Consider the following 25,235-nt stretch of genomic DNA (forward strand, 5'->3'; position numbering starts at 1 on the left):
TTTTGTGCTCCGAAATCCGCCACTGCCACAAGCTACAAAACTTGAGCGACAAGGCATCAGAACAAGAGCTTAAATAAACCTATCGAATAGAATGAATATAGTATATATTATCGGAAACGGTTTTGATATGAACCTTAAATTGAATACCAATTACAAAAGTTTCTATAAGCATTATAAAACAATTGAAGCAAAAACAGAACTCATAAAGAATCTAAAAGAAGATATTTCAAGTGGAATAACGGATTGGTCAGATTTAGAACTTGCATTTGGAGCATATACTGTAAAGCTAGAAGATATAAAACAATTCGATGAAGTTTATGAAGATATAGTCGATAATTTAGGAGATTATTTGATTGCAGAAGAAAGTAAACTTGACACAAATAAAGTTGATTTACCGAAATTTATTGAAAATCTTGGATTACCAGAGCATACTCTTACCGATGAAGATATTCAAGAAATAAGAAGTTTCAAGCGACCATGGACAAATGTAGATTGGAAAATAAATATCATCACTCTAAACTATACAAGAGTTATTGAAAAAATTTTTGAAGATAGAACTTCAAATAGACCAATTGGTAGTCATCATCATCATCAAATTATTTTGAAAAACCTTCAACATATTCATGGTTTCACAGACAAAAGAACTATTTTAGGGGTCAATGATATCTCTCAAATTGCAAAAAAAGATTTCCATGAAAATGAAGAAATATTAGAAGCTCTAATAAAGACAAAATGTAATCGTGTACAACGTCATAATGTTGATAGAAAATGTGAAGCTTATATTTCTGAAGCAAATCTAATTTGCATTTTTGGTTCTTCTCTTGGCGATACAGATAACTATTGGTGGCAAGTAATCGGAGAACAATTAAAACGTGATGCTAGAATTATCATTTTTAAAAAAGGTGCTGAAATAAAAGAACGGTTCGGGCAGAAAAATGCAAGAACACGTAGAGAAGTTAAAAAAGTATTTCTAGATAAAACTAACTTATCAGAAGAAGAAAAGAAAAAATTTGAAAATAATATCTACGTTGGAGTGAATACTAAAATGTTTGATATATTAGTGTAAAATGTCCAGTTACTAACAGCGGTAACTTTTGGAGAAACAAATTGACCTTACTCAAAAAAAAAAGAGAAGCTATGGCTCCTCTTTTTTTTTAAACAAATTAACTTAAACCTTGATTATCAATGTAGTAACTTATGTACTTATGGCTATCACTAATTTTGATACACTACCAAATAGTATTTATTCAATTTCTATGAACTCATCATCAACATCTAAAAAAAGTTCTTGAATCGTATCTGAATAAAGTTTAAAAAAATCAAGAGATACATTATTGGTGATTTGTTCAGCTCTGTACAAGTCTCCATTTGCAATTTCAATACTTCCTGACTGATTAAAAGTTTGGAATACTTTTTCTATTTCTATATCCTTTGTCCTGTTTTTTACAACTACTTTCAAACTTTCAGAAATAAGTATTAAAAATTCACCATCCATAATGGTGGAATTTCTAATTTTTACTTTTCTTATTCCCAATCTTCTATCGTCATTTTTCCAACAGATCAACAAATGAGTTAAATCTTCTTTCATAAATATATTTTAGTTAAATTAAATTATTGAAAATAAAATTTATAAATTATTTATTCTTATAAACTTAGAATATCAAAACTAAACCGTCTTTACGAATATATTTTACGGTTTTTTGATATAAAAATTACGGCAATTAGAATAACTCATCTATGTAAGGTACTCAAAAAAAAAGAGAAGCCATAGCTTCTCTTTTTCCTTTTTAAATTAATAATACAATTGATTTTTAGTCCATTAACTAGCTTTTACAAGGCCATCACTAATTTTGATACATTACCCTTTTTGTCCTGTCGCACTATCTTAATTCTATTTATCCCACTTAATTTTTTTTTCACAAATAATTTTATTTTTTAAATCAAATATTTGAGCGTACCTATACTTACAAGAAATACCTGAACAAAAGGGAATTGTATTGATTATATAAAGCTTATTTTTAAATAAATAATATATTGAATTTTCATAATCTGGAAATTCAACATTTTCTATAGATAAACTCTCTTCTTTATTATACAAAGTCTTAATAGATAAGACATTTTTGTTTAATAAAAACTTTTTTATAACATTTTCTGAAATTGGTTTAATTGCTATAATATTAATTTTATCATATTTAATATAGCAGGAATCAACAGAATAACAGTCAATTTTAGGCTCTATTCTAAAACTCTTTTTTGTTTTTAAATAATTTTTCAAATAATCGATTTCCTTATAAGATTGAGCCTTTGCTAAACTTATAATACTAAATACTAATAAAAATAAAAATCTTTTCATATTCTAGTTTCCTAAGGGTTTTGTCATACTGTTTCCTGGATATTGAGCATCTCTCCAAGCGTCACTTAATTTGGAAAATATTGTTTTTCCTATAGCTCCTGTAGATTCATATTTATAGTCCCAAGAACCGAATTTTGTAGATCCATGTTTAATGTTATTTCCCAAATTATATATATCATGGCTTTTATCTGAAAATAAATATCCTGGAACATATCTTTCATTATGACCACCTCCAGATTTAAAATCTACCCCATCCCAAAAAAACGCTCCATTAGAGTAATCAGAAGTAGAAGTCAGTCCTAATATTAAACCTGCTCTAACTGTTAAACGTTTTGCATCTGCTTGTGAACCAGTTTCAAAATATCTATTTCTGTCTTTTTCTCTACTACCATAAACTCCCATTGGATATTTTGGTGACATTTGAGAAATCACATCAGTACCATATGCTTGAGCTCTATTTTCTAATACAGAAAATATACCCGCAACTTCTAATTTACTAGTTTTGGGACTTGATTCAGCATATAATGTCTGAGATGCAAATAAGAATTTAGAATGAGTAATACCTAAATCAGTTGAGTTTTTAGCCGATACTACTAATCCATCTTTATTTTTTTCAACAGAATCAGCATAATATACCTTATTATCATCATACTTATCTTTTCCTAACCAATTACCATTTTTATCATAATAGTCTCCAGGCGGTTCCGCAGCCATTCCTGTAGGATCAATAAAAAATATCGGATTATTATTCAAAAATGAATATGAAGAATACGAATAAAATTTCTCTGCTAATGGGTCTTGTGTTGGTGTTTTAACATAAGACGGGTCATACATCCTAGCTCCAAAATCATACACATTCAAATTCAGTTCATCCTGTAATTCTTTTCCGTTAAAAAGCAATTTTTCCGCAGGATTGTAGGTAGAAACTAAATTATTATACCCCTTGTGCATGAGCCCAAATGGATAGTAGTTGCTTTCCTCCAAAATTTTCAATGAACCTGTTGCGGTGTCTTGAGTATAACTCAATCGAGTATTTCCTAAATGGTCCGTGTAATTAAACACATAGCTGTAGGTGTTCGTTCCACTCACAGGAGTGTTTTTTACATAGCCTTCTGCAGTTGGAAAAAACTGCAATACCGTGTTTTGGTATTGGTAACCACCTAAATAATCAGTCGTGGTTACTGTTGCATTCTCCGTTACTACTTTCTGTACTTTCTGTCCACTAGCAATGTAAAAGTACACAATATTTCCAGTTGGGAAAAATATTTTAGTAGGCAGGTTCAAGTGGTTATACACAATACCAGTAATATTCTTGTTTTTATCCACAGTCATATTACCGTTAGCATCATACGCATAGTCATCCCCTGTGGTGATGCCGTCTTTAAAACCACTGGTGTTATTCGAGTTATCAGCAACGCTTAAAAGTTTGTTTGAGTTGGTAGCATAACCATACTGCAAATAGTCAATTTGTATTGGTAAATACTGTTCGTCTCGATCTCCGTAACGGCTTAAATTCATAATATTACCATTCTTATCATAACTCAAGTTCTCGTTATACATACCAGTCACCTGTCCTGATTTTTGATAGGTAGCGTCTTTCAAACGGTTCAAATTATCGTATTTGTAACCATAGTTCCTCACAAATCCACCATCGGTAGCGGTACTCCAAAACGTCTCGGCTATATTCCCATTGTAAAGTTTATCAGCAGCACTCATCTCATCTTCTTAACCCATACTGTCCCGCTATTCGCTATATCCCCTAGCGGGGGATGCCGCTGCTGTCGGGGCTAGAATACACTTCTATTTTTTCAGTACTCAGAAAAAAGAGGAGCTGAAGCTCCTCTTTTTGAATAATCTAGGTTCTGGTTAAGCATAAGCTGCCAAAATCCAAGTAACTCCATTACCACCATAAGGAGGCATTCTATTACCTTTAGCAATTGGAGCTGTTGTTGAAGGAACTCCAACAACTCTCCAAACACCGCTCTCTGGACAAGTTTGTCCTGTACTAGCTGTAGTACCAATTGGATAACGCATGATTTTTACGTTTAAACTTTCTCCAGTTTTAGAAACCGAGTGGAGAATTAACCCGATAAGGAAATTTGTTTTATCAGATTTAGAACGTAAATTAGTTAAGTCACGAAGATTATATGTAATCTGTTGGGGTCAAGTAAATTTCCTAAACGAAAACTCGACCTTTTTTGTATAATAAATTAACTTAAACATTGATTATCAATATAGTAACTTAATTATTTGGAGTCATCTCTAACTTTGATACAATGCCAAATAGTATTTATTCAATATCGACGAACTCATCTTCAACATCTAAAAAAAGTTCTTGAATCGTATCTGAATAAGGTTTAAAAAAATCAAGTGAAACATTATTGGCGATTTGTTCAGCTCTGTACAAGTCTCCATTTGCAATTTCAATACCTTCTGACTGATTAAAAGTTTGGAATACTTTTTCTATTTCTATATCCTTTGTCCTGTTTATTACAACTACTTTCAAACTTTCAGAAATAAGTATTAAAAATTCACCAACCATAAAGCTGGAATTTCTAATTTTTACTTTTCTTATCCCCAATTTTCTTTCGTCATTTTTCCAATAGGTCAACAAATGAGTTAAATCTTTCATAAATATATTTTAGTTAAATTATTGAAAATAAAAACTTATAAATTATTTATTCTTTTCAACTTATAATATCAAAACTAAACCGTCTATATGATTATATTTTACGGTTTTTTGATATAATAATTACGGCAATTAGAATACCGCATCTATTTTCAGTACTCAAAAAAAAAAGAGAAGCCATAGCTTCTCTTTTTCCTTTTTAAAGTAACAATATAATTGATTTTCAGTTAATTAACTAGCTTTTACACCACTACCACTAATTTTGATACATTACCAAAAAAGAGTTTTGTTACAAAGTTAAACTAGTGTATTTAAAGATTTTTCTAAATCATCTAAAAAATCTTGCACTTTAAAATCTACTAGTTTCTTATCATTAAGGATTATTCTTGATTGATTGATTAATTCATTATATAATATTCTGATTTTATTCTCTGTATTAGACTTAAAAACTTCTTCAAAATCAAGTTTTATTTCATATTCAATTGCTAGTTCTTTTTTTAATATTTTTAAAGGTCTTGCCATAAAATAAGGTTCAAAACCTTTCGACACACATATAAAACCAACATATATTTTTTTTACTTTTAACGAATACTCTTTTTTTGCAAAGCTTTCATTTAAAATTTTTGTTAAACTATCCGTTATTAATGATGTTTCTTCAAAATCAAATTCTCTTGAAAATTGTGTACCTATATTAAATTCCATAGTCTATCTAAATATTTTATTTCCTGGTGGCAAACTACCATTCATTAAAGTGTAACCATATATCATAATTTTCTCCTGTACTTTTGTTTCCACTTGATTTCCAAAAAATATTGGAACCATTGAAACTCCACCAGGAACCATAGAGTTTAATGTTGATTGTGAATATCTACTCATACCGCTTGATGTTTCTCCATACTTCCAAACATCCCCAGCATTTAAGTGTACAACATTCCCTCTTACATCAACGTATTCACCTGTTCTGTTAATTCTTAACTCATAAGTAAACCCTGATGGTTTCATTGTTTTTTCTAGCAATTTTTTTAATTCAATTGCTTGTTTAGCTAATAAAACTCTATTGTCATAAACCCAAGTACCAGCTTCAACACTCCATACAACAGGTAATAATACATCATCTACAACACCTACTACAGTAGCATCATCAGCAACCAAAACAGCCGATGAAGCTGTAGCATACTTTAATGAACTATTATTATATTCTGCTTTTTTAGTATCTTCTTTCTTTCCTTTTTTCTTTTTCTTATCATCATCTCCGCCACCTTCTCCTGTATCTGCACTTTCTCCATTATTTCCTGAAAAAGTACCATCATTATTATTTGTCCAAGTAGTGTCGTTTCCTGATTTATTCCATAAGTCATCTATAAAAGATTGTGACAACATCCCATCAGGATCAATAAAATAAACAGGATTGTTATAAGCATAATTATAAGGAGACCATCTACGGGACATTTCCGCTAGCGGATCCATATTCATCCAACGTCCTAAAGCTGGGTCGTAATTCCTTGCTCCGTAGTCATATTGATTTAATCCGAGTTCATCTTGGTATTCTTTGGAGTTATAACGATACTTAAACTCTGGTTGGAAATTATCTACATTATAACTGTTATGCTTTAATCCAAAAGGATAATAGTTATTTTCTTCAAGAATTTTCAATGAACCTGTTGTGGCGTCTTTAGTATAACTCAATCTCACATTACCCAAGTGGTCAGTGTAGTTGAACACATAACTATATGTATTAGTTCCACTTACAGGAGTACTTTTTACATAACCCTCTGCCGTTGGAAAAAACTGCAAACTAGTATTACTGTACTGGTAACCTCCTAAATAATCCGTTGTAGTTACAGTTGTATTTTCTGTAACTACCTTTTGTACTTTTTGACCACTAGCGTTGTAAAAATACACAATATTTCCAGTTGGAAAAATTATTTTAGTCGGTAGGTTCAAGTGGTTATAAGTAATAGCAGTGATATTCTTGTTTTTGTCCACCGTCATATTGCCATTGGCATCATACACATAGTCATCCCCTGTGGTGATGCCGTCTTTAAAACCACTGGTATTATTCGAGTTATCAGCAACGCTTAAAAGTTTGTTTGAGTTGGTAGCATAACCATACTGCAAATAGTCAATTTGTATTGGTAAATACTGTTCGTCTCGATCTCCGTAACGGCTTAAATTCATAATATTACCATTCTTATCATAACTCAAGTTCTCGTTATACATACCAGTCACCTGCCCAGATTTTTGATAGGTAGCGTCTTTCAAACGGTTCAAATTGTCGTATTTATAACCATAGTTCCTCACAAAACCACCATCGGTAGCGGTGCTCCAAAACGTCTCGGCAATATTGCCATTATAGAGTTTGTTTGCTGCATTTACGTTTCCATCTACGGTATTATAATTGATTTTAAAGCCAAACAAATCAGCAGGATCTGTGCCTTGTTGCAAATTACCTATCTCATTGATTTTAGTCAGCCAGCCTCTAATGTTGTAGCTATAATCTACTTTTTGAAGTGGCAAGGCACTGGTATTCCCTACTTTCTTACTAGTCAATTTACCCAGTTCGTCATAGGTATTCTCCGCTAACAGTTGTTCTGCTCCTCCATTAATCTGGTGGGTATGGGTCGGTAATCGGTTTTGGGCTGAGTACGTAAAGGCTTCTTTAACTGTTAATTCAGCATCATAGCCAGTACGCTTGTGCTTTTGCACCGTGTACTGCAACTGTCCAGAAAAAGCATCCAGTTTACTATCGGTATAGGTATATCCTCCTAAATAATTGTTGGTGTAACTACGTATTGGTCGGTATTTGTAATCGTACAAAGTATAACTCGTTTCAGCTTTAACCTCAGTAGTAGTAGTTGGCACACGCATCCATGAACCTGTAGAAAGTCCCTTGGTTGCGGTGGCTACGGTTTGGTTAGCTACACAATTGTTAGGTTTTTAGTAGCACACATTTTATCTTCTTAACCCATACTGTCCCGCTATTCGCTATATCCCCTAGCGGGGGATGCCGCTGCTATCGGGGCTAGAATACCCGTTTATTTTTCAGTACAAAAAAAGCAACCGTAGTTGCTCTTTTAAAATTGTTTTTAATTAATTTTTATTTCTAGGCACGAGCGAGACGCTCGCGCCAGCTGGGGGGATTATCAAAATAATAGCTTAATCATTTTAAGCCATCACTAATATTGATACATTTCCCACTTTACCTTACCAAATTTTTAATTATTTTTATTTCTGTAGTATTAATATTACACAAGTCTATATCAACCATACGAACTTTAAACCCTATTTCATTAATTTTTAAATAGTTTGTAAATATCATTTTTTCTTTACTTATATCCGCTTTCTTATTAAAGCTTAAATATATCAAGGCTATTCCATATTTTTCTTTGTCAAAAAGAATTCTTTTATCTGTAACTAATTTAGACCATAAATTAGAATTATTATTTTCTCTTATTACTATACCGTTATTCAAATCTTCGTTTGAAACAGCATCAATATCAAATTTTTCTAAATCTACATTACAAATTGGATAAAATTCAATGTATCTTAAAGATCCTGAACTACTATTATTAAATTTAACTATTCCATAACCTGTGTAACTTATATTATTTGAATATTTAATTATACATTCATTTTTCTTTTTTTCACAACTTATATGAAAAGCGGCAAATAAAATTAAAAAAAATAGTTTTTTCATGGTTTTGTTTTTAATGATTTATCAACTGTCATTGTTCCAATAATTCTATTTGTTGAAACATTTGTTTTTGCTCTTGACATTGCATGCTGTATCCATGTTTTGTATTGATTAACATTTAAATTAGTTGAATTGCGATTACCCATTACATTATTTTCATAGCCTTCGTGAGGTACCGCAAATCTTAAATCTTCAGGAATCCATTTCTTATTTCTATTATCATCATATCTATCACTCAGTCCTAAAAGATGCATAGACTCATGAAATACTGTATTATTGTTTGTGCCACTATCATATATGGTCCCAGTTTTTCCAGCTAGAAATCTAGTTTTTTTACCTTCACTACTAATTTCTAAACTATTAACGTGCGAAATATTATTGTCTTCTGCGGCTGAATCAAAAGTTAATAAATTTTCACCTTGTTTTAAGTCTTTCTCTTTTTTGGTACTATCATATTTATAGTTTACACCTATACTTACAGAAATTCCATTGATTGTTTTTGTTTTGAGATTATCATTGGCAAATTTATTTAATTCACCTGCTCTTATATTACTAGCTCCATCTCCTTTTATATAAACAGTAGCACTAATTTTTATACCTGTTATGTTTCCATCTTTATCTCTGATAAAATCAATAAGATAATCTTTTCCATCAAAATCTGAAAACCCTAAAGGGTCATTATTTACATAGGCATACGGAGTTTCACTAATAAATTTTTCAGCCAATGGGTCAATATTCATCCAACGTCCTAATGCTGGGTCATAATTCCTAGCCCCATAATCATATTGGTTCAACCCCAGCTCGTCTTGCAGTTCCTTTCCATTGTATTGGTACTTGTACTCTGGTTGGTAATTATCTACATTATAACTATTATGCTTCAACCCAAATGGATAGTAGTTACTTTCTTCAAGAATTTTCAATGAACCTGTTGTCGTGTCTTTAGCATAACTCAATCGAGTATTCCCTAAATGGTCTGTGTAATTAAACACATAGCTGTAGGTGTTTATTCCGCTAACAGGAGTGTTTTTCACATAGCCTTCCGCCGTTGGAAAAAACTGTAACACTGCATTTTTATACTGGTAACCTCCTAAATAATCCGTTGTAGTTACCGTTGTGTTTTCTGTAACTACCTTTTGTACTTTTTGCCCACTAGCGTTGTAAAAATACACAATATTTCCAGTTGGAAAAATTATTTTAGTAGGCAGGTTCAAGTGGTTATACACAATACCTGTAATATTCTTGTTTTTGTCCACGGTCATATTACCGTTAGCATCATATACATAATCATCTCCTGTCGTGTTGCCATCTTTAAAACCACTGGTGTTATTAGTCGCATCCGTTACACTTTTGAGTTGGTTACTGTTAGTTCCATAGTTGTACCCTAAATTATCAATTTGTATGGGTAAATACTGTTCGTCTCGGTCGCCATAACGGCTTAAATTCATAATATTACCATTCTTATCATAACTCAGGTTTTCGTTATACATACCAGTCAATTGCCCTGATTTTTGGTAGTTCGCCTCTTTCAAACGGTTCAAATTATCGTATTTGTAACCATAGTTCCTCACAAATCCCCCATCGGTAGCGGTGCTCCAAAACGTTTCTGCAATATTCCCATTATAGAGTTTCCCAGCAGCACCCATCCCGTCTTCTCAACCCGTACTGTCCCGCTATTCGCTATATCACCTAGCGGGGGATGCCGCTACTATCGGGGCTAGAATACCTATTTATTTTTCAGTACAAAAAAAGCAACCGAAGTTGCTCATTTTAAATTAGATTTTCATCACTAATTTTGATAGATTACTTCGCTAGATACTCACATACCACACGAAAGGATTCGTGCGGGAGCGGGGGGATTTATAACTCCATCACTAACTTTGATACACTACCTGATTAATTTTGAAATATCTTTACAATCATGACCGCACATATAAAATATAGGGGTAAAATCCCGATAGAACTTAAAAAATAGGCTACAAAGAGCTTCCCATTATGATATTTGTACTTTGATACCAGTTGGTTATATTTCTCTTTATAAAAAATTAAAAAATAATTTAGTGTTAAAAAGGGTAACAAGTACGATATGAAAAAACTAAAAAAGGCATCTATTTTGGTTCCGGTAAAAATATCAATGGGAATAATGAAAATTTTTTCAGTTATACCTAAATCACTAAATACAAACAAAAGAAAAACTAAATTCAATGCCATAGATATTGACATAAATACCATTGTAAATACTTTCCAATTGTTTAGATTTTCTGGTTTTGACTGGGCTTTTAAAATACAATCGACCCATATTTTATAATAAATTTTCATCATTTTTTATTTTCTTGAACTGCATCATAAATCATTGTTGCTCCACCATATATCAATACACCAGCTCCAATAGTCCAACCTACAGGGTTTGATATTAATCCAAAGTAAGCTAATCCTGTCGCTCCCAAACCAATAGCTCCAACTCCAGCATCATAAACATCTCTGTGTTTTGCAACTTCAGACCAGCCACCTAAATTATGTTCATTAATCACTTTACCAACGGAATACCCTGTTGTAACGATACTTCCTGCTACTCCCAATCCTTTAGCAACTTTAAGGTAATTTTGTGCACCTTTACTAAGTTCACTAAGTTTTCCTGCTTCTGCTATCAGGTTTGTTTTTATATCGTTTCCTAAACCAACGGATCCTAATGTGTTATTTAACCCTGTATTTATTCCCTCGTTTATTTTAAAGTCCGCATAAGAACCCGAATTTGCTTTATGTGTGGTTATGGAAACTTCTTGCAGATGGTGGGTTCCTCCAGCATCGGTAAAGGCTTCTCCGTTAGTACCAAAGGTTTTAAATCCGTTGTCGTTTGAGAGGCGGTTCATTAGTCGCTCGTAGCCACCGCCACCTCTGTCAAACCTTCTTTGCAGTCTGTTAAATTCTCGTTGGGTTACTTTCATAGACACATCATCGTGTCCGTCGTTTATGGTATGTGTCTTGCCGTTAACCTCATAGTCGGTTAAGCCTGTTGGGTCAACTCTGTTAATCGGGTTATTGCTTACAAAATGGTACGGTGTTTTGTTTGGAGCAAGTTCCGCCAAAGGGTCAACATTCATCCAACTTCCGAGTGCAGGGTCATAATTCCTAGCCCCATAATCATATTGGTTCAACCCCAGCTCGACTTGCAGTTCCTTGCCATTGTATTGGTACTTATAATCCTGTTGAAAATTATCTAAATTATAACTATTGTGCTTTAATCCAAAAGGATAGTAATTGCTTTCTTCAAGAATTTTCAATGAACCTGTTGTGGTATCTTTAGTATAACTCAATCGAGTATTCCCTAAATGATCCGTGTAATTAAACACATAGCTGTAGGTGTTCGTTCCACTCAAAGGAGTGTTTTTCACATAACCTTCTGCCGTTGGGAAGTATTGCAATACCGTGTTTTGGTATTGGTAACCCCCTAAATAATCAGTCGTGGTTACTGTTGCATTCTCCGTTACTACCTTCTGCACCTTTTGCCCACTAGCGTTGTAAAAATACACAATATTTCCAGTTGGGAAAATTATTTTAGTCGGCAGGTTCAAATGGTTATAAGTAATAGCGGTAATATTTTTGTTTTTATCCACCGTCATATTACCATTGGCATCATAGACATAATCATCTCCTGTGGTGTTACCATCCTTGAACCCGCTGGTATTATTAGTCGCATCCGTTACACTTTTCAATTGGTTACTGTTAGTTCCATAGTTGTACCCTAAATTGTCAATTTGGATAGGCAAATACTGCTCGTCTCGGTCGCCATTACGGCTTAAATTCATAATATTACCATTCTTATCATAACTCAGGTTTTCGTTATACATACCAGTCAATTGCCCTGATTTTTGGTAGTTCGCCTCTTTCAAACGGTTCAAATTGTCGTATTTATAGCCGTAGTTCCTCACAAAACCACCATCGGTAGCGGTGCTCCAAAATGTCTCGGCTATGTTTCCATTGTACAATTTATTTGCCGCATTTACGTTTCCATCTACCGTATTGTAATTTAGCTTAAACGAGAACAAATCCGCTGGGTCAGTTCCTACATTTAAGTTAGCGACAGAATTAATTGCTGTCATCCAGCCTCTAATGTTATAGCTATAATCCACTTTTTGCAGTGGTGTAGCACTGGTATTCCCTACTTTTTTACTTATCAATTGTCCTAGCTCATCATAGGTATTATCCGCTAATAATTGCTCGGCTCCTCCGTTAATTTGGTGGGTATGTTGAATCAATCTATCTTGGGCTGTATAGGCAAAAGTGTCTTTAACGACCAACTCACTATCGCCAGTTGTTCTTTTGTGTTTTTGTATCGTGTACTGCAACTGTCCAGAGAAAACATCCAGTTTACTATCGGTATAGGTATACCCTCCTAAATAATTGGTGGTGTAACTACGTATTGGTCGGTATTTGTAATCGTACAAGACATAATTTATTTCTGCTTTAACCTCAGCGGTAGTAGTCGGCACACGCATCCAAGAACCTGTCGCAAGTCCTTTAGTTGCGGTGGTTACGGTTTGCCCTTCTACGTTAGTTGCTGTACTTACATTCGGTATTGCATAATTATCATAATAATTCACGCTAAGGAGCTTAAAACTTGTGGGTGCCACGTTGTTACTATAATTCACCGCTATAGCATCTATACTACTTGAAGCTTGCTTATTCTCATTGATAGTGGTAGCGTTATTTTGAGCTTGCTGCATCGTGCCTCGGGTACTACTAGTTGCAGGGCTATTCAACCAACCCGTATAGACCACTCTATTAAACGCATCATATTTGGTGATCAACCAACCTGAAGTGGTCAGATCACTAAAAGGCGAGAATGCGGGCCCTGTTGCTACTACTCTATCGAGTTTGTCATACACCATATATTCCCACTGCTTACCCGGTAGTTTTTTGGCCACTAATCGGTTGCGGTAGTCGTATTGGTATTGGTAGCACAACTCGTCCAGTACTGATGAACCGGTATCGCCTTCGGCTTTAGGTGGCAATACATAAGTCAAATTACCATACACATCGTATACATAGTAGGTATCATGAGCCACACCGCTGTCATAATTACGTTTTAGTACAACACGACCTTCTTTATCTTTAAATTCTTCAATTGGATTGTTGTTCTCGTCGGTAGTCACCGTTTTGTACAATACATTAGCGGCATACGAGCCAATTGCGGTAATGCTAGGCACATAGTCTGCGGTCAAAATCACATCAAAGCGTTTCACCTCATCCGCAGTATTGGTTTGGTAGTCCAATTTAATCTCGTGTCCTTGACCTACAGCCCAATCATTACCCGGTGCCGCTTGTTTCAATACTCTACTAAGTGGCGAAGATTCCAAGACTTTCTCAGAAAACGGGTTAGCCGTATTCTCATAGCTTGACGTATTGTAAAAGGACAACGTATTACTTTGAGAATTACTATCAAATGCCATATTTCGGTTACTACCCACAAAAGGCAAATATTCCTTAGTTTGTCTTCCAAAACTGTCGTATTCGGTATGGGTTACAATATCCTTTCCTGTATTAGACTGTTGGTTAGCAATTTGTTGAATGGGTCTACCTAGTCCATCAAAATAAGTAATACCCACTTTAGCTTGTGCTGGTGTTGGAGAAGCTATAGAATTGGCACTAGCCACTTTATAGGCTCTGGTAATAATGAAGTTTTTATCCTGGGCAGGATTAGCAAGCCCGCCACAATCACTACTAGTTCCTGGAACCAACGGGCAATTATCGGTAGCATCCAAAACATATCCCTCTGGCGCAGAACACTGTGTTACAAAACTAGACGCAGCCCCTAGTCCATCGCCATCCACATCGGCATACCACTTAGTGTTGGGATTAATTGTATTTTTAGTATCGTCACAATCCGTGCTATTAGTTACATATCCTGTTGGTTGCACACTATAGTATAAGGTAATACTAGCATTCCCAAAACCATCCCCATCAGCGTCGCTATAAAAAGTTTGCGGCGCAATATTGGTAATGTTCACTGTACTATCATCATAATCACTGGAGTTAGTAACATAACCTACTGGCTTAACGCTATAATACACCGTTACCGTTGGACTTCCAAAGGTATCTCCATCGACATCACGATAAAAAGTAGAAGGAGCTATATTGGTAATGTTTACCGTTGTATCGTCATAATCATTGGAGTTACGCACATATCCTGTTGGCTGGGTACAAGATGCAGTGCTTATTGCCGAAGTTCCGTAGCCGTCACCATCAGCATCACGATACCAAACGGTGGTAGGATTCAATGAAGCATCTGAATCATTGCAATCGGTATTGTTGGTTACATAACCCGATGGTTTTACGCTATAATATACGCTTACTGTAGCACTTCCATAAGTATCACTATCGGCATCTCTGTAAAACGTAGAAGGTGCTATATTAGTAATGTTTATCGTAGTATCGTCATAATCATTGGAGTTGCGTACATAACCTGTTGGCTGGTTACAAGATGCAGTGCTACTTACTGAACTTCCGTAACCGTCATTATCAGCATCACGGTACCATAGTGTATTAGGATTTAATGATGCATCTGAATCGTTGCAATCAGTACTATTGGTTACATAACCTGTTGGTTTTACACTATAAAACACCGTTACTGTTGAACTTCCAAAAGTATCATTATCGGCATCACGGTAAAATGTTTGAGGAGCGATATTGGTGATATTTACCGTTGTGTCATTGTAGTCACTCGAGTTACGTACGTACTCCGCAGGCTGAGTACATGATGATGTGCTTGTGGCTGAAGTTCCATAACCGTCTCCGTCGGCATCCCGATACCAAAGCGTATTTGGATTCAAACTTACATCACTATCATTACAATCGGTATTATTGGTTACATACCCTGTTGGTCGTACACTATAATAAACGGTAACTGATGGGTTTCCAAAACTATCTCCATCGGCATCCCTGTAAAAAGTAGAAGGAGCGATATTGGTAATGTTTACAGTAGTGTCATTGTAATCACTGGAGTTACGTACATACCCTGTAGGCTGGGTACAACTCAATACCGGAGCTCCTCCAGAGCCATAACCATCGCCATCATTATCTCTAAACCAAGGGGTGTTTGGGTTTAGTGTAGCATCACCATCATTACAATCGGAACTATTAGTTACATATCCTGAAAGCAATACGCTATAATATACTGTAACTGTTGGACTTCCAAAACCATCATTATCTGCATCACGGTAAAAAGTAGCAGGCGCAATATTAGTAATGTTGGTTGTGCCATCATTATAATCGCTTGAGTTACGCACATACCCAGTTGGCTGGGTACATGAAGCGGTAGTTGTTGCTGAAGTTCCGTAGCCGTCACCATCTGCATCACGGTACCAAACCGTGTTGGGATTTAAACTCACATCACCATCATTACAATCCGAACTATTAGTTACATAACCCGTGGGTTTAACACTATAATATACGGTAATAGTTGCACTACCATATCCATCACCATCAGCATCACGATAAAAAGTTTGAGGTGCAATGTTGGTAATGTTTATAGTTCCATCATTGTAATCACTTGAATTACGAACATAACCTGAAGGTTGCGAACAAGATGCTGTAGTTAGACTACTCGTGCCATAGCCATCTCCGTCGGCATCTCGGTACCAAACTGTAGCAGGATTTAGTGAATTATCATAATCATTACAGTCTCCACTATTTCTTGAATAGCCAGATGGTTGTAAACAGCTAAATACCGGAGCTCCTCCTAAACCATAACCATCCCCATCGTTATCTCTAAACCAGGCAGTATTCGGTTTCATAGTACTATCCCCATCGTTACAATCTGAATTATTAGTCACATAACCTGAAGGTTGGTAACTATAATAAACGGTCACACTTGGGCTCCCATACCCATCGCCATCGGCATCCCTATAAAAGGTTTGTGGAGCAATATTAGTAATAGTAGTAGTACCATCATTATAATCATTGGAGTTACGCACATAACCTGAGGGCTGATTACAAGATGCAGTGGTAATGGAGCTTGTTCCATAACCATCACCATCGGCATCACGATACCATATTGTTGTGGGATTTAAACTTGCATCTCCATCATTACAATCGGCATAGTTGGTTACATATCCACCAGGTATAATGCTATAATATACCGTTATTGTTGAACTCCCATAGCCGTCACCATCCGCATCACGATAAAAAGTTTGAGGAGGTATATTGGTAATATTTGAATTTGAATCATTTAAATCACTTGTATTATTTACATATCCAGCAGGTTTTGTACATCCCGTAGTTGAACTTCCTACCGAACCATATCCATCACCATCCGCATCAAGATACCAGACAGTAGTAGGATTAACCGATGCGTCAGCATCATTACAATCCAAATTATTAGTAACTTTTCCAGGAGCAATGGTGTTACATAAAACAGCAACACTTCCATATCCATCACCATCATTATCATAGTAAAGAACAGTAGTTGCGGGTATATTTGTAACGCATGGGTCATTATCATTCAAATCACTTGAATTATAAACGTATCCCGAAATAGGATATGAACCTATGTAGACAATATATCTATTTCCATAACCATCCTTATCAGCATCTCTATACCATCTGGTTTGAGAATAACCTGAAATCGTTATTGCAAGTAAAACGATTGTATAAATGTATTTTTTCATATGAAACATCTTAGTTTTTATAGTGGTATTCATTTTCAGAGATGATATTCCCTTGTGCATCTTTCACATTTTTTAACCTACCCAATCCATCATAATTGTAATATACTGTTTGTCCTTTAGGATCAGTAATACTCGATACTCCAACCAATGGAATATGAGTATAGGTGGTGACCATCGCATTAGGCAGCCCTAGTCTTAAAGCATTTATTGCGGTCAGATTAGACTCGTTAACAGCATTTAGGTCACTAACCCCCAAAGCGTTTTTCAACTGAGTAGTTGTGGTGTTTTCAATCTTGGCGATTGGTTGCATTTTGTTATAGCCCCAAAGGATAGTCACCGGAGCACCTCCCTCCGGTGTATACTGCATTAGATTACCCGAACTATCATAGCTGTCATAGGTGAGTTTCTTTTCAAGATTTCCTATATTGGCTATCGTTGGAAATGAATTTGGAAACTTAGCACTATAGGTACTCTTGGGCAATACTAAATTAGAAGTAGAAGCATCCTTGGCATAACTCATTTTTTGTTCGGATAATTTAACCGTTCCATTATAATTCTCTGTACGTATTGGATTTGCTTTACGATTTTGACTAATTAATTCTGACATCAATGGTTCAGTAGCCAAATCGTTGGGATAGTACATTTTAGAGATAAGCTGTTCCCCTTTACTATTGGCAGTAATTATTTTAGTAGGCTGATAATGATTGAATCCAGTATATTCATAGTTTTTGGTTACAGTAACATCCTGACCCTTTAAAGAAGTAGTCTCTGTCTCTGTTTTTAATGTTTTAGTTTGACCTTGGAGGGTGTATACATTAAAGAGTATAACATAACCACCTTGCCCAAAATATACCGAAGGAACCACTCCTTTTACCGTGGTGTTAGAGCCAATGTAGTTATATTCAAATTCACTTTTCTGAACTGTTTGTCCAGTTGTATTAAGTGTTAATACGCTTTGTTTCTCCCCAGCTAATAATGATTGTGATTTAGGAAGGGGTGGAATACCATAATCTGAGTTAAAGCTATTAAGTTCAAAATACCCTTTGTAGCGGTTGAAAAAATGTTTAGTAGTTCCATTCCCATCCGTTTGATTTACTTCTGCATAAGAAATAGTAGGTCCCATAAAATTGATGTCTAAGGGATCAAACCCAGTAGAAAAAGTGTAATATGACCCCTTATCAAATCCAATTGAATAGGAATTATTAACTAATGTTTGATTAAAAATAACTGCATTTTGTGGAACAATACTATAGTAGTTAGGTAAATAAGCATTGCTATTTACATCCCATTGGGTTGGATAAAACAGCTTAGGGTTGCTTACAATTTTTGGTTGAGCATAGGTATAATTAGTTTCTTTAATCACCGAACTTTCATCCTCTTTATGTACTATTTTTTTAATTCGCAATCCACCTACATCATAAATAGGTATTATAGGAACTCTATCTATCTTGGCACTACAGATATTACACATAAAATTCATTCCATTTGTACCTCCATAACCTTGTGCGATTAATTGGTATTGTCTTCCGTTAACAAGAAGTGCTTTATCAATAGGTAAGGAAATAGTTTTAGAAGTAGTTGCTCCCTGATACAAAATAGCAGCTATCTCAGTGTTAGTTACCATATCAACAAGTGATGCGGCTTTCAAGGTACTTGATGGAGAACAGCCAGCAGAACCCATAGGATTATAATTTAAGTTTGCAGTGAGTAAAAGTGTTTCTGTATCACTGGCGACATAGGTAAACAATGAAGATTTGATTCCATCGGTGGATTGTGTAGATGAAATACTAGGTACAAGTGCGGATGAATTATTCACATCATAATACACATCTACAGCCACATCAGATTTATGAGATTCGTACTGAAAATTCACAGACCCTTTGGTAGGATAAATTATTTGCTCCAATATACCCGCCATAGCAAAACTCAAATCCACCTTTCTATCAGCATATAAAGATGCATTCAAAGTAATCCCAGCTGGTGGGAAAAGAGATGGGTTTTGTGTCTTTCCATTGTAATACCCCCATTTGTCTTGAGCAAAAGAAAGTTTACTTGGTAAAGAAGTGGAATTATAGAAAAAGGTATAGGGTTTAGTCAACTGCTCATTGGCATTCATTTCAGTAATCCCTGTAAGTTGTAATCGTTTGATATCAGTTGCTCCTTTACTACCAGTGGTAATTGCACTTTGCAGGGTAGTGTAACTGAATTTAATTTTTTTAATGATTTCTGACGCCTGTGTTACGGGATTCACCACAGTGATTTGAATCTCGTCCAATCGCTTAGGCGTCACTCCAAACTCAGGGGTTAAATCATCTCTATTGCTGTAAATAAAATTAATTTGAGTAGTGCCCGCTTTAATTTTGCTGATTAATTTGGAAATAACATGACTCTGAGAAGTTGTATTTGCAGGATTCTCAGCCAGAGTAGCATATTGGCTTTCCGCTGTTATATCGCAATTGGTACTGGGTAACATATTTGGTAAACACAAAAAAGAGCTTTGCACTATTGGTTTGCTTATAGTCGTATGAGTATAATTATTATCCACATACTCTAATTGAATTTTGTTGGCACTGGTATAATTGGATATTTCAGTCAAAAACCAAGAGTTGATAATGAAATTATTCGCAAACGCTATTTCATCTATGGATTGGTTACTATAATTTTTCTCAACTGCATTGTTCGCCCCAAATTCAGTACCTGTATCCAATCCAAATTTATATTTAGTACCTTTTGGAGAAGTAACCATCCAAGTTTTAAAGTAGCTCGGTACATACTCTTCTTGAATTATAAAATCTGTGTTTTCAAGATAGACTACTTTTCTTTGGTCATTAAAAACAAATTTGCTTCCTCCCTCTGGAGTACTGAAGTAAAACAAATCGGGTTGGGAATCTTTCTTACCTGCATTGACATCTTCTAACCACCAATTGAATTGTAAATACCGGCTATTCTCAACATTTGAATAAGTACTTAGTTCAGTATCCAATTTGGATAAACCATAATCTTTGTAGTAGCCATTCACCATAATGGAACTCTTTGGATAACCTACCGACCCTTCATCTGGTGCACCTTTAGTATTACGACTCACAACTCCTCCTACATTCAAACTCCAATTTTGTCCCACTGAAGAAGCTATAGATTCTACTTTTACTCCTGAAGCATCGTATTCTAATGAAATGGGTAGTGTCAAACCACCATATTCTAAAGTATAGATAGGAATGGATACTTGTGGTGTTCCAGAGACTAAGTTGACAGGCATATTCATGTACTGCTCAAACTTATTCACCTCAGGAGATTTTACTTGAGGTCGTAAATCGGTATTCACTTGTGAACTACATAATGTAGTGGCAAATAGAATATTCAAAAATATAAGTAGGTTACATTGCTTTTTCATATACACTTAGTCTTTTCTCGTTTTTTTAATCACTTTAATTCCCTCACTTTTCACATTGGTCTTAATATTGACTATATAAATACCTTCGGGATACATACTCATATCAATTGGAACAGTTCGACTACTAATAATAAATTGCTGCAATGTCCTTCCAGCTAAATCCACCACCGTAGCAGTACCCGTTTCATACTCGTACCCTATAATTATATTGGTAAACGTACTTACAGGATTGGGTATCGCCTCAATTGAAGACTGAACTTCCAAAGGCACCAGTTGGTCTTTGAGCTTCACTACCCAAAAATCATTACTCCCTAAAGTGGTACTCTTATCTCTGGACGAACTAGCGTTTGAGGTTCCTGCTAACAAATAACCACCATCACGGGTATTTATTAGCTTACGCAAAATATCCTCGCCCCCACTGCCTACTATTTTCTCCCATACTGCTTCTCCTTTCTCATTTACTTTCAAAGCGATATAATCATTAATACCAGTAGCTTTCTTTTGTATCAAACCTTTAGCCATATTAGCACGCTCACTTTGGGCATAACCGCCCACTAAAAAACTATGATCCGAATTCTCCACCAACGAAGTCAATATGTCGCTTTTACCATAATTATAGGTTTCACTCCAAACCACCTCACCTTTAGAATCCAATCGCAACAACCAAAAATCAGAACCCGATTGAACACTGCCTCCTTTAGCTGTTAACGTACCTGGACTATTAGTATTTCCTCCTACTATGAAACCCTCATCTGCTGTTTGATGAACCACATACAACTGATTGTCTCCTGTTCCTCCATAGGTATTCTGCCATTCAATAGCACCCAATTCGTCTGTTTTAATGACCCAATAGTCCCCTATTCCAATAGAAGCAGCTGTCTTATCACCTGATTTAGGAGAGTTAGAATAACCCCCCAATATAAAGCCGCCGTCCTTGGTTTGTTCCAAACTACGCAATAGGTCACTATAGCGTCCCCCATAGGTTTTTTGCCACATTACACTTCCCTTCGAATCCAGTTTAACAATCCAATAATCCATGCTCCCTCGGGTACTTTCGGTCTTCAAAGTCAAATCGGTTTTAGAAGTGCCAAGCTTAGCCAATGAAAGCTTTGGACTAGTAACCGCAACACCTGAACTAGACGAACCACCCAATAAATAGCCGCCATCTCTGGTCGGAATCACAGTCAATAAATCCTCTTGACCGCTCCCTCCTATCGTTTGTTGCCATTGTTCCTGTCCTTTAGCATCCAATTTCACTACCCAAAAATCCGACAAACCCTTACTGTCTAATTGCTTATCCATCCCCTGATTAGAACTTGAAGTTCCTGCTAAAATGAAACCGCCATCCTGAGTACCTTTAATACTTTGCAACAAATCAAAGCCACTGCCTCCAAGACTCTTTTGCCAATCTAATTTTCCGTTAGCATCCATTTTCCAAACCCAATAATCCAAATCGCCGTTATTCCCAGCGGTTTTAGTGCCTGTCTTTCCAGAAAGCGAACTCCCGGCCAAAATAAATCCATTATCGGCTGTGGGTTGGGCATCAAATAAATAATCGGCATTTTTTCCTCCATAGGACTTTTCCCAGAGAATATCTTGGGCATGTATAAAAAGTGGTGCAAAAAGCAACAAATAGAAATATTGGTTTTTCATACGTAATACGAATTATGATTATTTTATTTATTTAAGAAAGGAGACCATACTTGCCAAGAACAAATTCAAGACGATTAAATTCTGGGGTAACAATTGAATCCAAATATTTTACGATAAGGACAAGTCCTTGACGAAGAATAAATTAAGTAGGGCAATTTTGAAAAAATTTTAAAATCTGTATTACGGTTTTTTAGACTTTTTATTACGGTTTTTATTCCCTAGAAAAACAGAAAACCGTCAGTTCGAGTGAATTTATGTCAAAAAAAATGTATCGAGAACCAACAACAGACAACAGACAACAGATAACTGATAACGATGAAACATCCAACTAATTTTAAATAGTGGTTAAACTAGACAAAGTCTTTGATAGTAAAATAAAATGAGTTATGAAGCTAGTTAGAGAGATGGTTTCTTGGAGAAATAAATACGTAAAAACACGTATTTCGGATATGTAAAATGCTCTATAAATTTCGATTTTTAAATAATTAAATCGTAATGTTTAAAAAAAAATATTAGTCAACTTAGTATAAATATTTAACAGTAAACAAAATGGCAAGACAAAACAGTACAGACAGAAGTGGTAATTCTTTTTCGGAAGAAACAAAACGAGTAATTTGGAATAAAGCTAAGATAGTTAATGGTCAGGATCCAACAAAAACCAGAAAAGACTTATGTGGAGCTTTGATTAGTTGGGATAAATACGGTAACACGACTGAAAATGGAAATGGATGGGAAATAGACCACATTAAACCTGTTTCAAAAGGAGGAGGAGACGAATTAAACAACTTACAAGCCTTGCAATGGCAAAATAATAGAAAGAAAGGAGATGACTATCCAGCATCAAATTATTGCATTGTTCCCTTAAAGTAAAAATACCCCTAAGACCTCAGCCGAGGTCTTTTTTTATACCCTATAAATTTACGTATAAACACGTATTTCAATTAAATACAGTACGTTATAAATTGCAATTAATTATCTAATGTAAAAGATAGTACTATTATTTGGCCAATGATTGCGAGACTTTTTCATTACTCAAAGAAAATAATGAAATAGTGAAATATGCTTACACAATAAAACAGCAAAAGAACGAAACCTAACTGCTCAAGTTCTTAATGGAGCGTTAAAATTTATTAAAATGAAAAAATTATTTTTCACTTTGGCATTAGCCTTTTCATTAACTTCGTTTGCTAATGAAGTTGAAAACAAAAATGTAGTAGGGCCTATTAAAAAGGTTATCACAACAGAATTAACAAACACCCCTAAGGATGATTATTGTTATGATGTAACTATCAAATGGATAGAAGTTACTGGTACGCCCGGAGCTGATAGTATCGATGACGGTATCGTTATAACTGAGCATAATATTTCATTTACTATTTGCTTGTAATTCAATTGGGGGTAGTCAACATTGCTACTCCCAATTTTTTAACCTATAAAATTTATACTATGCGACTATTACTTTTTTTTGTTTTTATCACCTCTTTTATTAGTGCACAACAATCTGTACGTATTACTTATGAATCTAAAAAAATCTATCCCGTTAGCTTTTTGCAGAATTTATCTGGTAGTCAAAAAGTAGCCTTCGAAGAAGCCCAAAAAAGACCTTTTTATGCAACCCTTACAAATAATGGGGACGAATCGTTATACAGAAGCATTAATAGAAAAAAAGACGAAATACTCCCTGGAAAAGATACGGGAAATGAATATGCTAAAGATGAAGGTATATTAATGCAAACCCCAAATTTTTGGAGATTAAAAAATTTTAAAGAGAAAAAAAACATATCCCTTATTAATATTAGTGACAAAGAATATTATTTCAAAAAACAAATCGAAGAACCACAGTTATATTTCACAAACAAAACATTAAATGTAGATAAATATTTATGTCATTATGCATACCGTTTAAATCCTAAAAACAATGACACTATAAAATATTGGTACACCAAAGAAATTCCAATAGATGATGGTCCAAGTAATTTAATAGGGTTACCAGGTATGGTATTAAAAATGGAATCAAAGAATTCTATTGAATATGCTACAAAAGTTGAATTTTTTAAAGAAAAAATTGAAATTGACAGACCTAAACAATCCTATAAAATATTATCACAAGAAGAATATGACAAATTAGTAATGGAAGCCATAAAACCAAAAACATATATAGATTCTCAAGGAAGAAAAGTTACTTCTGAAATATTAAAACAATAAACAATGTTAAAAAAAATAGTCCTTATTTTGGTATTGATAAAATTCCAATTTTCATTTGCACAAAACACTACTGTAATAAGTTTTGAAGAAAAAATGATTGTCTCAAAAGAAATGTTGAAAAAAGTTCCGCCGATGTTAAGAGATGTGATGCAAAAACAACTCAACAACACAGTTGTTTTATCTAAAGTATTTTTTAGAGATAATAGTAATTATTACCAATCTAATGAAACCAATAAACAAATAAATTTGAATGGTAATGTAGCAAAAAAAGATAATGTTACGGTTATGGACACAGAAACAACTATAAAATCTAAACCAATAAAAATAAAAAAAGATTTTGCTCAACAAAATTATTCAATGATTGAAAATAAAAAGACAATCAATAACCCCTTAGAAAAGGTAAAATGGATTGTAACAAATAAAACAAAAAAAATATTGAGTTATAATTGTTTTCTAGCCTCTACGACCTACAAAGGACAAAAGCTTGAAGTCTATTTTACAAAAGAAATATCTGGAAACGCATCTCCAGAAAAACTTCCATTCATTAATGGCGTAATTCTCGAATATAAAACAACAATTAAAACGAGTACAGCTACCCAAGTAAAATTCAACCAACCAGATGTTAAGAATTTTTTTGAAGATTAACA

18 protein-coding genes are annotated in these 25,235 nt (G+C 34.6%); 6 read left to right on the forward strand and 12 right to left on the reverse strand.

Features of this window, described 5'->3' with window-relative positions; translation table 11 throughout:
* Positions 1–91 precede the first annotated feature (91 nt).
* Positions 92–1,066: an AbiH family protein gene (locus LPC21_RS08775; protein ID WP_229316794.1), complete on the forward strand. Its 975-nt coding sequence runs from the start codon at positions 92–94 to the stop codon at positions 1,064–1,066.
* 177 nt (positions 1,067–1,243) lie between these two features.
* Here the strand turns inward: LPC21_RS08775 and LPC21_RS08780 are convergent, their stop codons facing one another.
* The 9 genes from LPC21_RS08780 to LPC21_RS08820 all read right to left on the reverse strand — a co-directional run bounded on the left by LPC21_RS08780 (position 1,244) and on the right by LPC21_RS08820 (position 10,319).
* Positions 1,244–1,588: a hypothetical protein gene (locus LPC21_RS08780; RefSeq protein WP_229316795.1), complete on the reverse strand. Its 345-nt coding sequence runs from the start codon at positions 1,586–1,588 to the stop codon at positions 1,244–1,246.
* A gap of 303 nt (positions 1,589–1,891) precedes the next feature.
* The gene (locus LPC21_RS08785; RefSeq protein WP_229316796.1) at positions 1,892–2,353 is read right to left on the reverse strand and encodes a hypothetical protein; all 462 of its coding nucleotides are present in this window, start codon (positions 2,351–2,353) and stop codon (positions 1,892–1,894) included.
* A gap of 3 nt (positions 2,354–2,356) precedes the next feature.
* Positions 2,357–4,069 (reverse strand): RHS repeat domain-containing protein, encoded by a 1,713-nt coding sequence (locus LPC21_RS08790; RefSeq protein WP_229316797.1) that lies wholly within the window; start codon positions 4,067–4,069, stop codon positions 2,357–2,359.
* A 150-nt stretch (positions 4,070–4,219) separates the two neighbouring features.
* On the reverse strand, positions 4,220–4,387 hold the full coding sequence (locus tag LPC21_RS08795; RefSeq protein WP_229316798.1) for a hypothetical protein: 168 nt from the start codon (positions 4,385–4,387) through the stop codon (positions 4,220–4,222).
* 256 nt (positions 4,388–4,643) lie between these two features.
* A complete protein-coding gene (locus tag LPC21_RS08800) occupies positions 4,644–4,985 on the reverse strand; it encodes a hypothetical protein (protein WP_229316799.1) in 342 nt (113 codons plus the stop codon).
* Positions 4,986–5,279: 294 nt separating this feature from the next.
* The gene (locus LPC21_RS08805) at positions 5,280–5,684 is read right to left on the reverse strand and encodes a hypothetical protein (RefSeq protein ID WP_229316800.1); all 405 of its coding nucleotides are present in this window, start codon (positions 5,682–5,684) and stop codon (positions 5,280–5,282) included.
* A gap of 3 nt (positions 5,685–5,687) precedes the next feature.
* Positions 5,688–7,850 carry an RHS repeat domain-containing protein gene (locus LPC21_RS08810; protein WP_229316801.1) on the reverse strand — a complete coding sequence of 721 codons (2,163 nt, stop codon included), beginning with the start codon at positions 7,848–7,850 and terminating at the stop codon, positions 5,688–5,690.
* A gap of 331 nt (positions 7,851–8,181) precedes the next feature.
* On the reverse strand, positions 8,182–8,679 hold the full coding sequence (locus LPC21_RS08815) for a hypothetical protein (RefSeq protein WP_229316802.1): 498 nt from the start codon (positions 8,677–8,679) through the stop codon (positions 8,182–8,184).
* Complete coding sequence (locus tag LPC21_RS08820; protein WP_229316803.1) at positions 8,676–10,319, reverse strand: RHS repeat domain-containing protein; 1,644 nt, start codon at positions 10,317–10,319, stop codon at positions 8,676–8,678. Before LPC21_RS08820 ends, LPC21_RS08815 begins: the two co-directional genes overlap by 4 nt.
* Positions 10,320–10,759: 440 nt before the next feature.
* On the opposite strand from LPC21_RS08820, the gene LPC21_RS08825 reads away from it, so the two are divergent.
* Positions 10,760–10,981: a hypothetical protein gene (locus tag LPC21_RS08825; RefSeq protein WP_229316804.1), complete on the forward strand. Its 222-nt coding sequence runs from the start codon at positions 10,760–10,762 to the stop codon at positions 10,979–10,981.
* 10 nt (positions 10,982–10,991) lie between these two features.
* Here the strand turns inward: LPC21_RS08825 and LPC21_RS08830 are convergent, their stop codons facing one another.
* Genes LPC21_RS08830 through LPC21_RS08840 form a run of 3 tightly spaced genes read right to left on the reverse strand, consistent with a single transcriptional unit; the run spans position 10,992 to position 22,383 of the window.
* Positions 10,992–17,339, reverse strand: a complete 6,348-nt coding sequence (locus LPC21_RS08830; RefSeq protein ID WP_229316805.1) for a DUF6443 domain-containing protein — start codon at positions 17,337–17,339, stop codon at positions 10,992–10,994.
* 10 nt (positions 17,340–17,349) lie between these two features.
* Positions 17,350–20,730, reverse strand: coding sequence for an RHS repeat domain-containing protein (locus LPC21_RS08835; protein ID WP_229316806.1), 3,381 nt, complete (start codon positions 20,728–20,730; stop codon positions 17,350–17,352).
* 6 nt (positions 20,731–20,736) lie between these two features.
* Positions 20,737–22,383, reverse strand: coding sequence for a T9SS type A sorting domain-containing protein (locus LPC21_RS08840; RefSeq protein WP_229316807.1), 1,647 nt, complete (start codon positions 22,381–22,383; stop codon positions 20,737–20,739).
* 549 nt (positions 22,384–22,932) lie between these two features.
* Here LPC21_RS08840 and LPC21_RS08845 point away from each other — a divergent pair.
* The 4 genes from LPC21_RS08845 to LPC21_RS08860 all read left to right on the forward strand — a co-directional run bounded on the left by LPC21_RS08845 (position 22,933) and on the right by LPC21_RS08860 (position 25,233).
* Complete coding sequence (locus LPC21_RS08845) at positions 22,933–23,253, forward strand: HNH endonuclease signature motif containing protein (protein WP_229316808.1); 321 nt, start codon at positions 22,933–22,935, stop codon at positions 23,251–23,253.
* Positions 23,254–23,518: 265 nt separating this feature from the next.
* Positions 23,519–23,770 carry a hypothetical protein gene (locus tag LPC21_RS08850; protein ID WP_229316809.1) on the forward strand — a complete coding sequence of 84 codons (252 nt, stop codon included), beginning with the start codon at positions 23,519–23,521 and terminating at the stop codon, positions 23,768–23,770.
* Positions 23,771–23,829: 59 nt separating this feature from the next.
* Positions 23,830–24,588, forward strand: coding sequence for a GLPGLI family protein (locus LPC21_RS08855; RefSeq protein WP_229316810.1), 759 nt, complete (start codon positions 23,830–23,832; stop codon positions 24,586–24,588).
* 3 nt (positions 24,589–24,591) lie between these two features.
* Positions 24,592–25,233, forward strand: coding sequence for a GLPGLI family protein (locus LPC21_RS08860; RefSeq protein ID WP_229316811.1), 642 nt, complete (start codon positions 24,592–24,594; stop codon positions 25,231–25,233).
* Positions 25,234–25,235: the final 2 nt, after the last annotated feature.

The organism is Flavobacterium ammoniigenes (assembly GCF_020886055.1).
Lineage (GTDB): Bacteria > Bacteroidota > Bacteroidia > Flavobacteriales > Flavobacteriaceae > Flavobacterium > Flavobacterium ammoniigenes.

Coding starts and splice junctions, on each gene's coding strand:
- LPC21_RS08825 (WP_229316804.1), top strand. CDS start 10,760: ATGAAAAAACTAAAAAAGGCATCTATTTTGGTTCCGGTAAAAATATCA.
- LPC21_RS08845 (WP_229316808.1), top strand. CDS start 22,933: ATGGCAAGACAAAACAGTACAGACAGAAGTGGTAATTCTTTTTCGGAA.
- LPC21_RS08795 (WP_229316798.1), bottom strand. CDS start 4,387: ATGCGTTATCCAATTGGTACTACAGCTAGTACAGGACAAACTTGTCCA.
- LPC21_RS08815 (WP_229316802.1), bottom strand. CDS start 8,679: ATGAAAAAACTATTTTTTTTAATTTTATTTGCCGCTTTTCATATAAGT.
- LPC21_RS08840 (WP_229316807.1), bottom strand. CDS start 22,383: ATGAAAAACCAATATTTCTATTTGTTGCTTTTTGCACCACTTTTTATA.
- LPC21_RS08855 (WP_229316810.1), top strand. CDS start 23,830: ATGCGACTATTACTTTTTTTTGTTTTTATCACCTCTTTTATTAGTGCA.
- LPC21_RS08780 (WP_229316795.1), bottom strand. CDS start 1,588: ATGAAAGAAGATTTAACTCATTTGTTGATCTGTTGGAAAAATGACGAT.
- LPC21_RS08850 (WP_229316809.1), top strand. CDS start 23,519: ATGAAAAAATTATTTTTCACTTTGGCATTAGCCTTTTCATTAACTTCG.
- LPC21_RS08805 (WP_229316800.1), bottom strand. CDS start 5,684: ATGGAATTTAATATAGGTACACAATTTTCAAGAGAATTTGATTTTGAA.
- LPC21_RS08830 (WP_229316805.1), bottom strand. CDS start 17,339: ATGAAAAAATACATTTATACAATCGTTTTACTTGCAATAACGATTTCA.
- LPC21_RS08775 (WP_229316794.1), top strand. CDS start 92: ATGAATATAGTATATATTATCGGAAACGGTTTTGATATGAACCTTAAA.
- LPC21_RS08860 (WP_229316811.1), top strand. CDS start 24,592: ATGTTAAAAAAAATAGTCCTTATTTTGGTATTGATAAAATTCCAATTT.
- LPC21_RS08785 (WP_229316796.1), bottom strand. CDS start 2,353: ATGAAAAGATTTTTATTTTTATTAGTATTTAGTATTATAAGTTTAGCA.
- LPC21_RS08820 (WP_229316803.1), bottom strand. CDS start 10,319: ATGGGTGCTGCTGGGAAACTCTATAATGGGAATATTGCAGAAACGTTT.
- LPC21_RS08790 (WP_229316797.1), bottom strand. CDS start 4,069: ATGAGTGCTGCTGATAAACTTTACAATGGGAATATAGCCGAGACGTTT.
- LPC21_RS08835 (WP_229316806.1), bottom strand. CDS start 20,730: ATGAAAAAGCAATGTAACCTACTTATATTTTTGAATATTCTATTTGCC.
- LPC21_RS08810 (WP_229316801.1), bottom strand. CDS start 7,850: ATGCGTGTGCCAACTACTACTACTGAGGTTAAAGCTGAAACGAGTTAT.
- LPC21_RS08800 (WP_229316799.1), bottom strand. CDS start 4,985: ATGAAAGATTTAACTCATTTGTTGACCTATTGGAAAAATGACGAAAGA.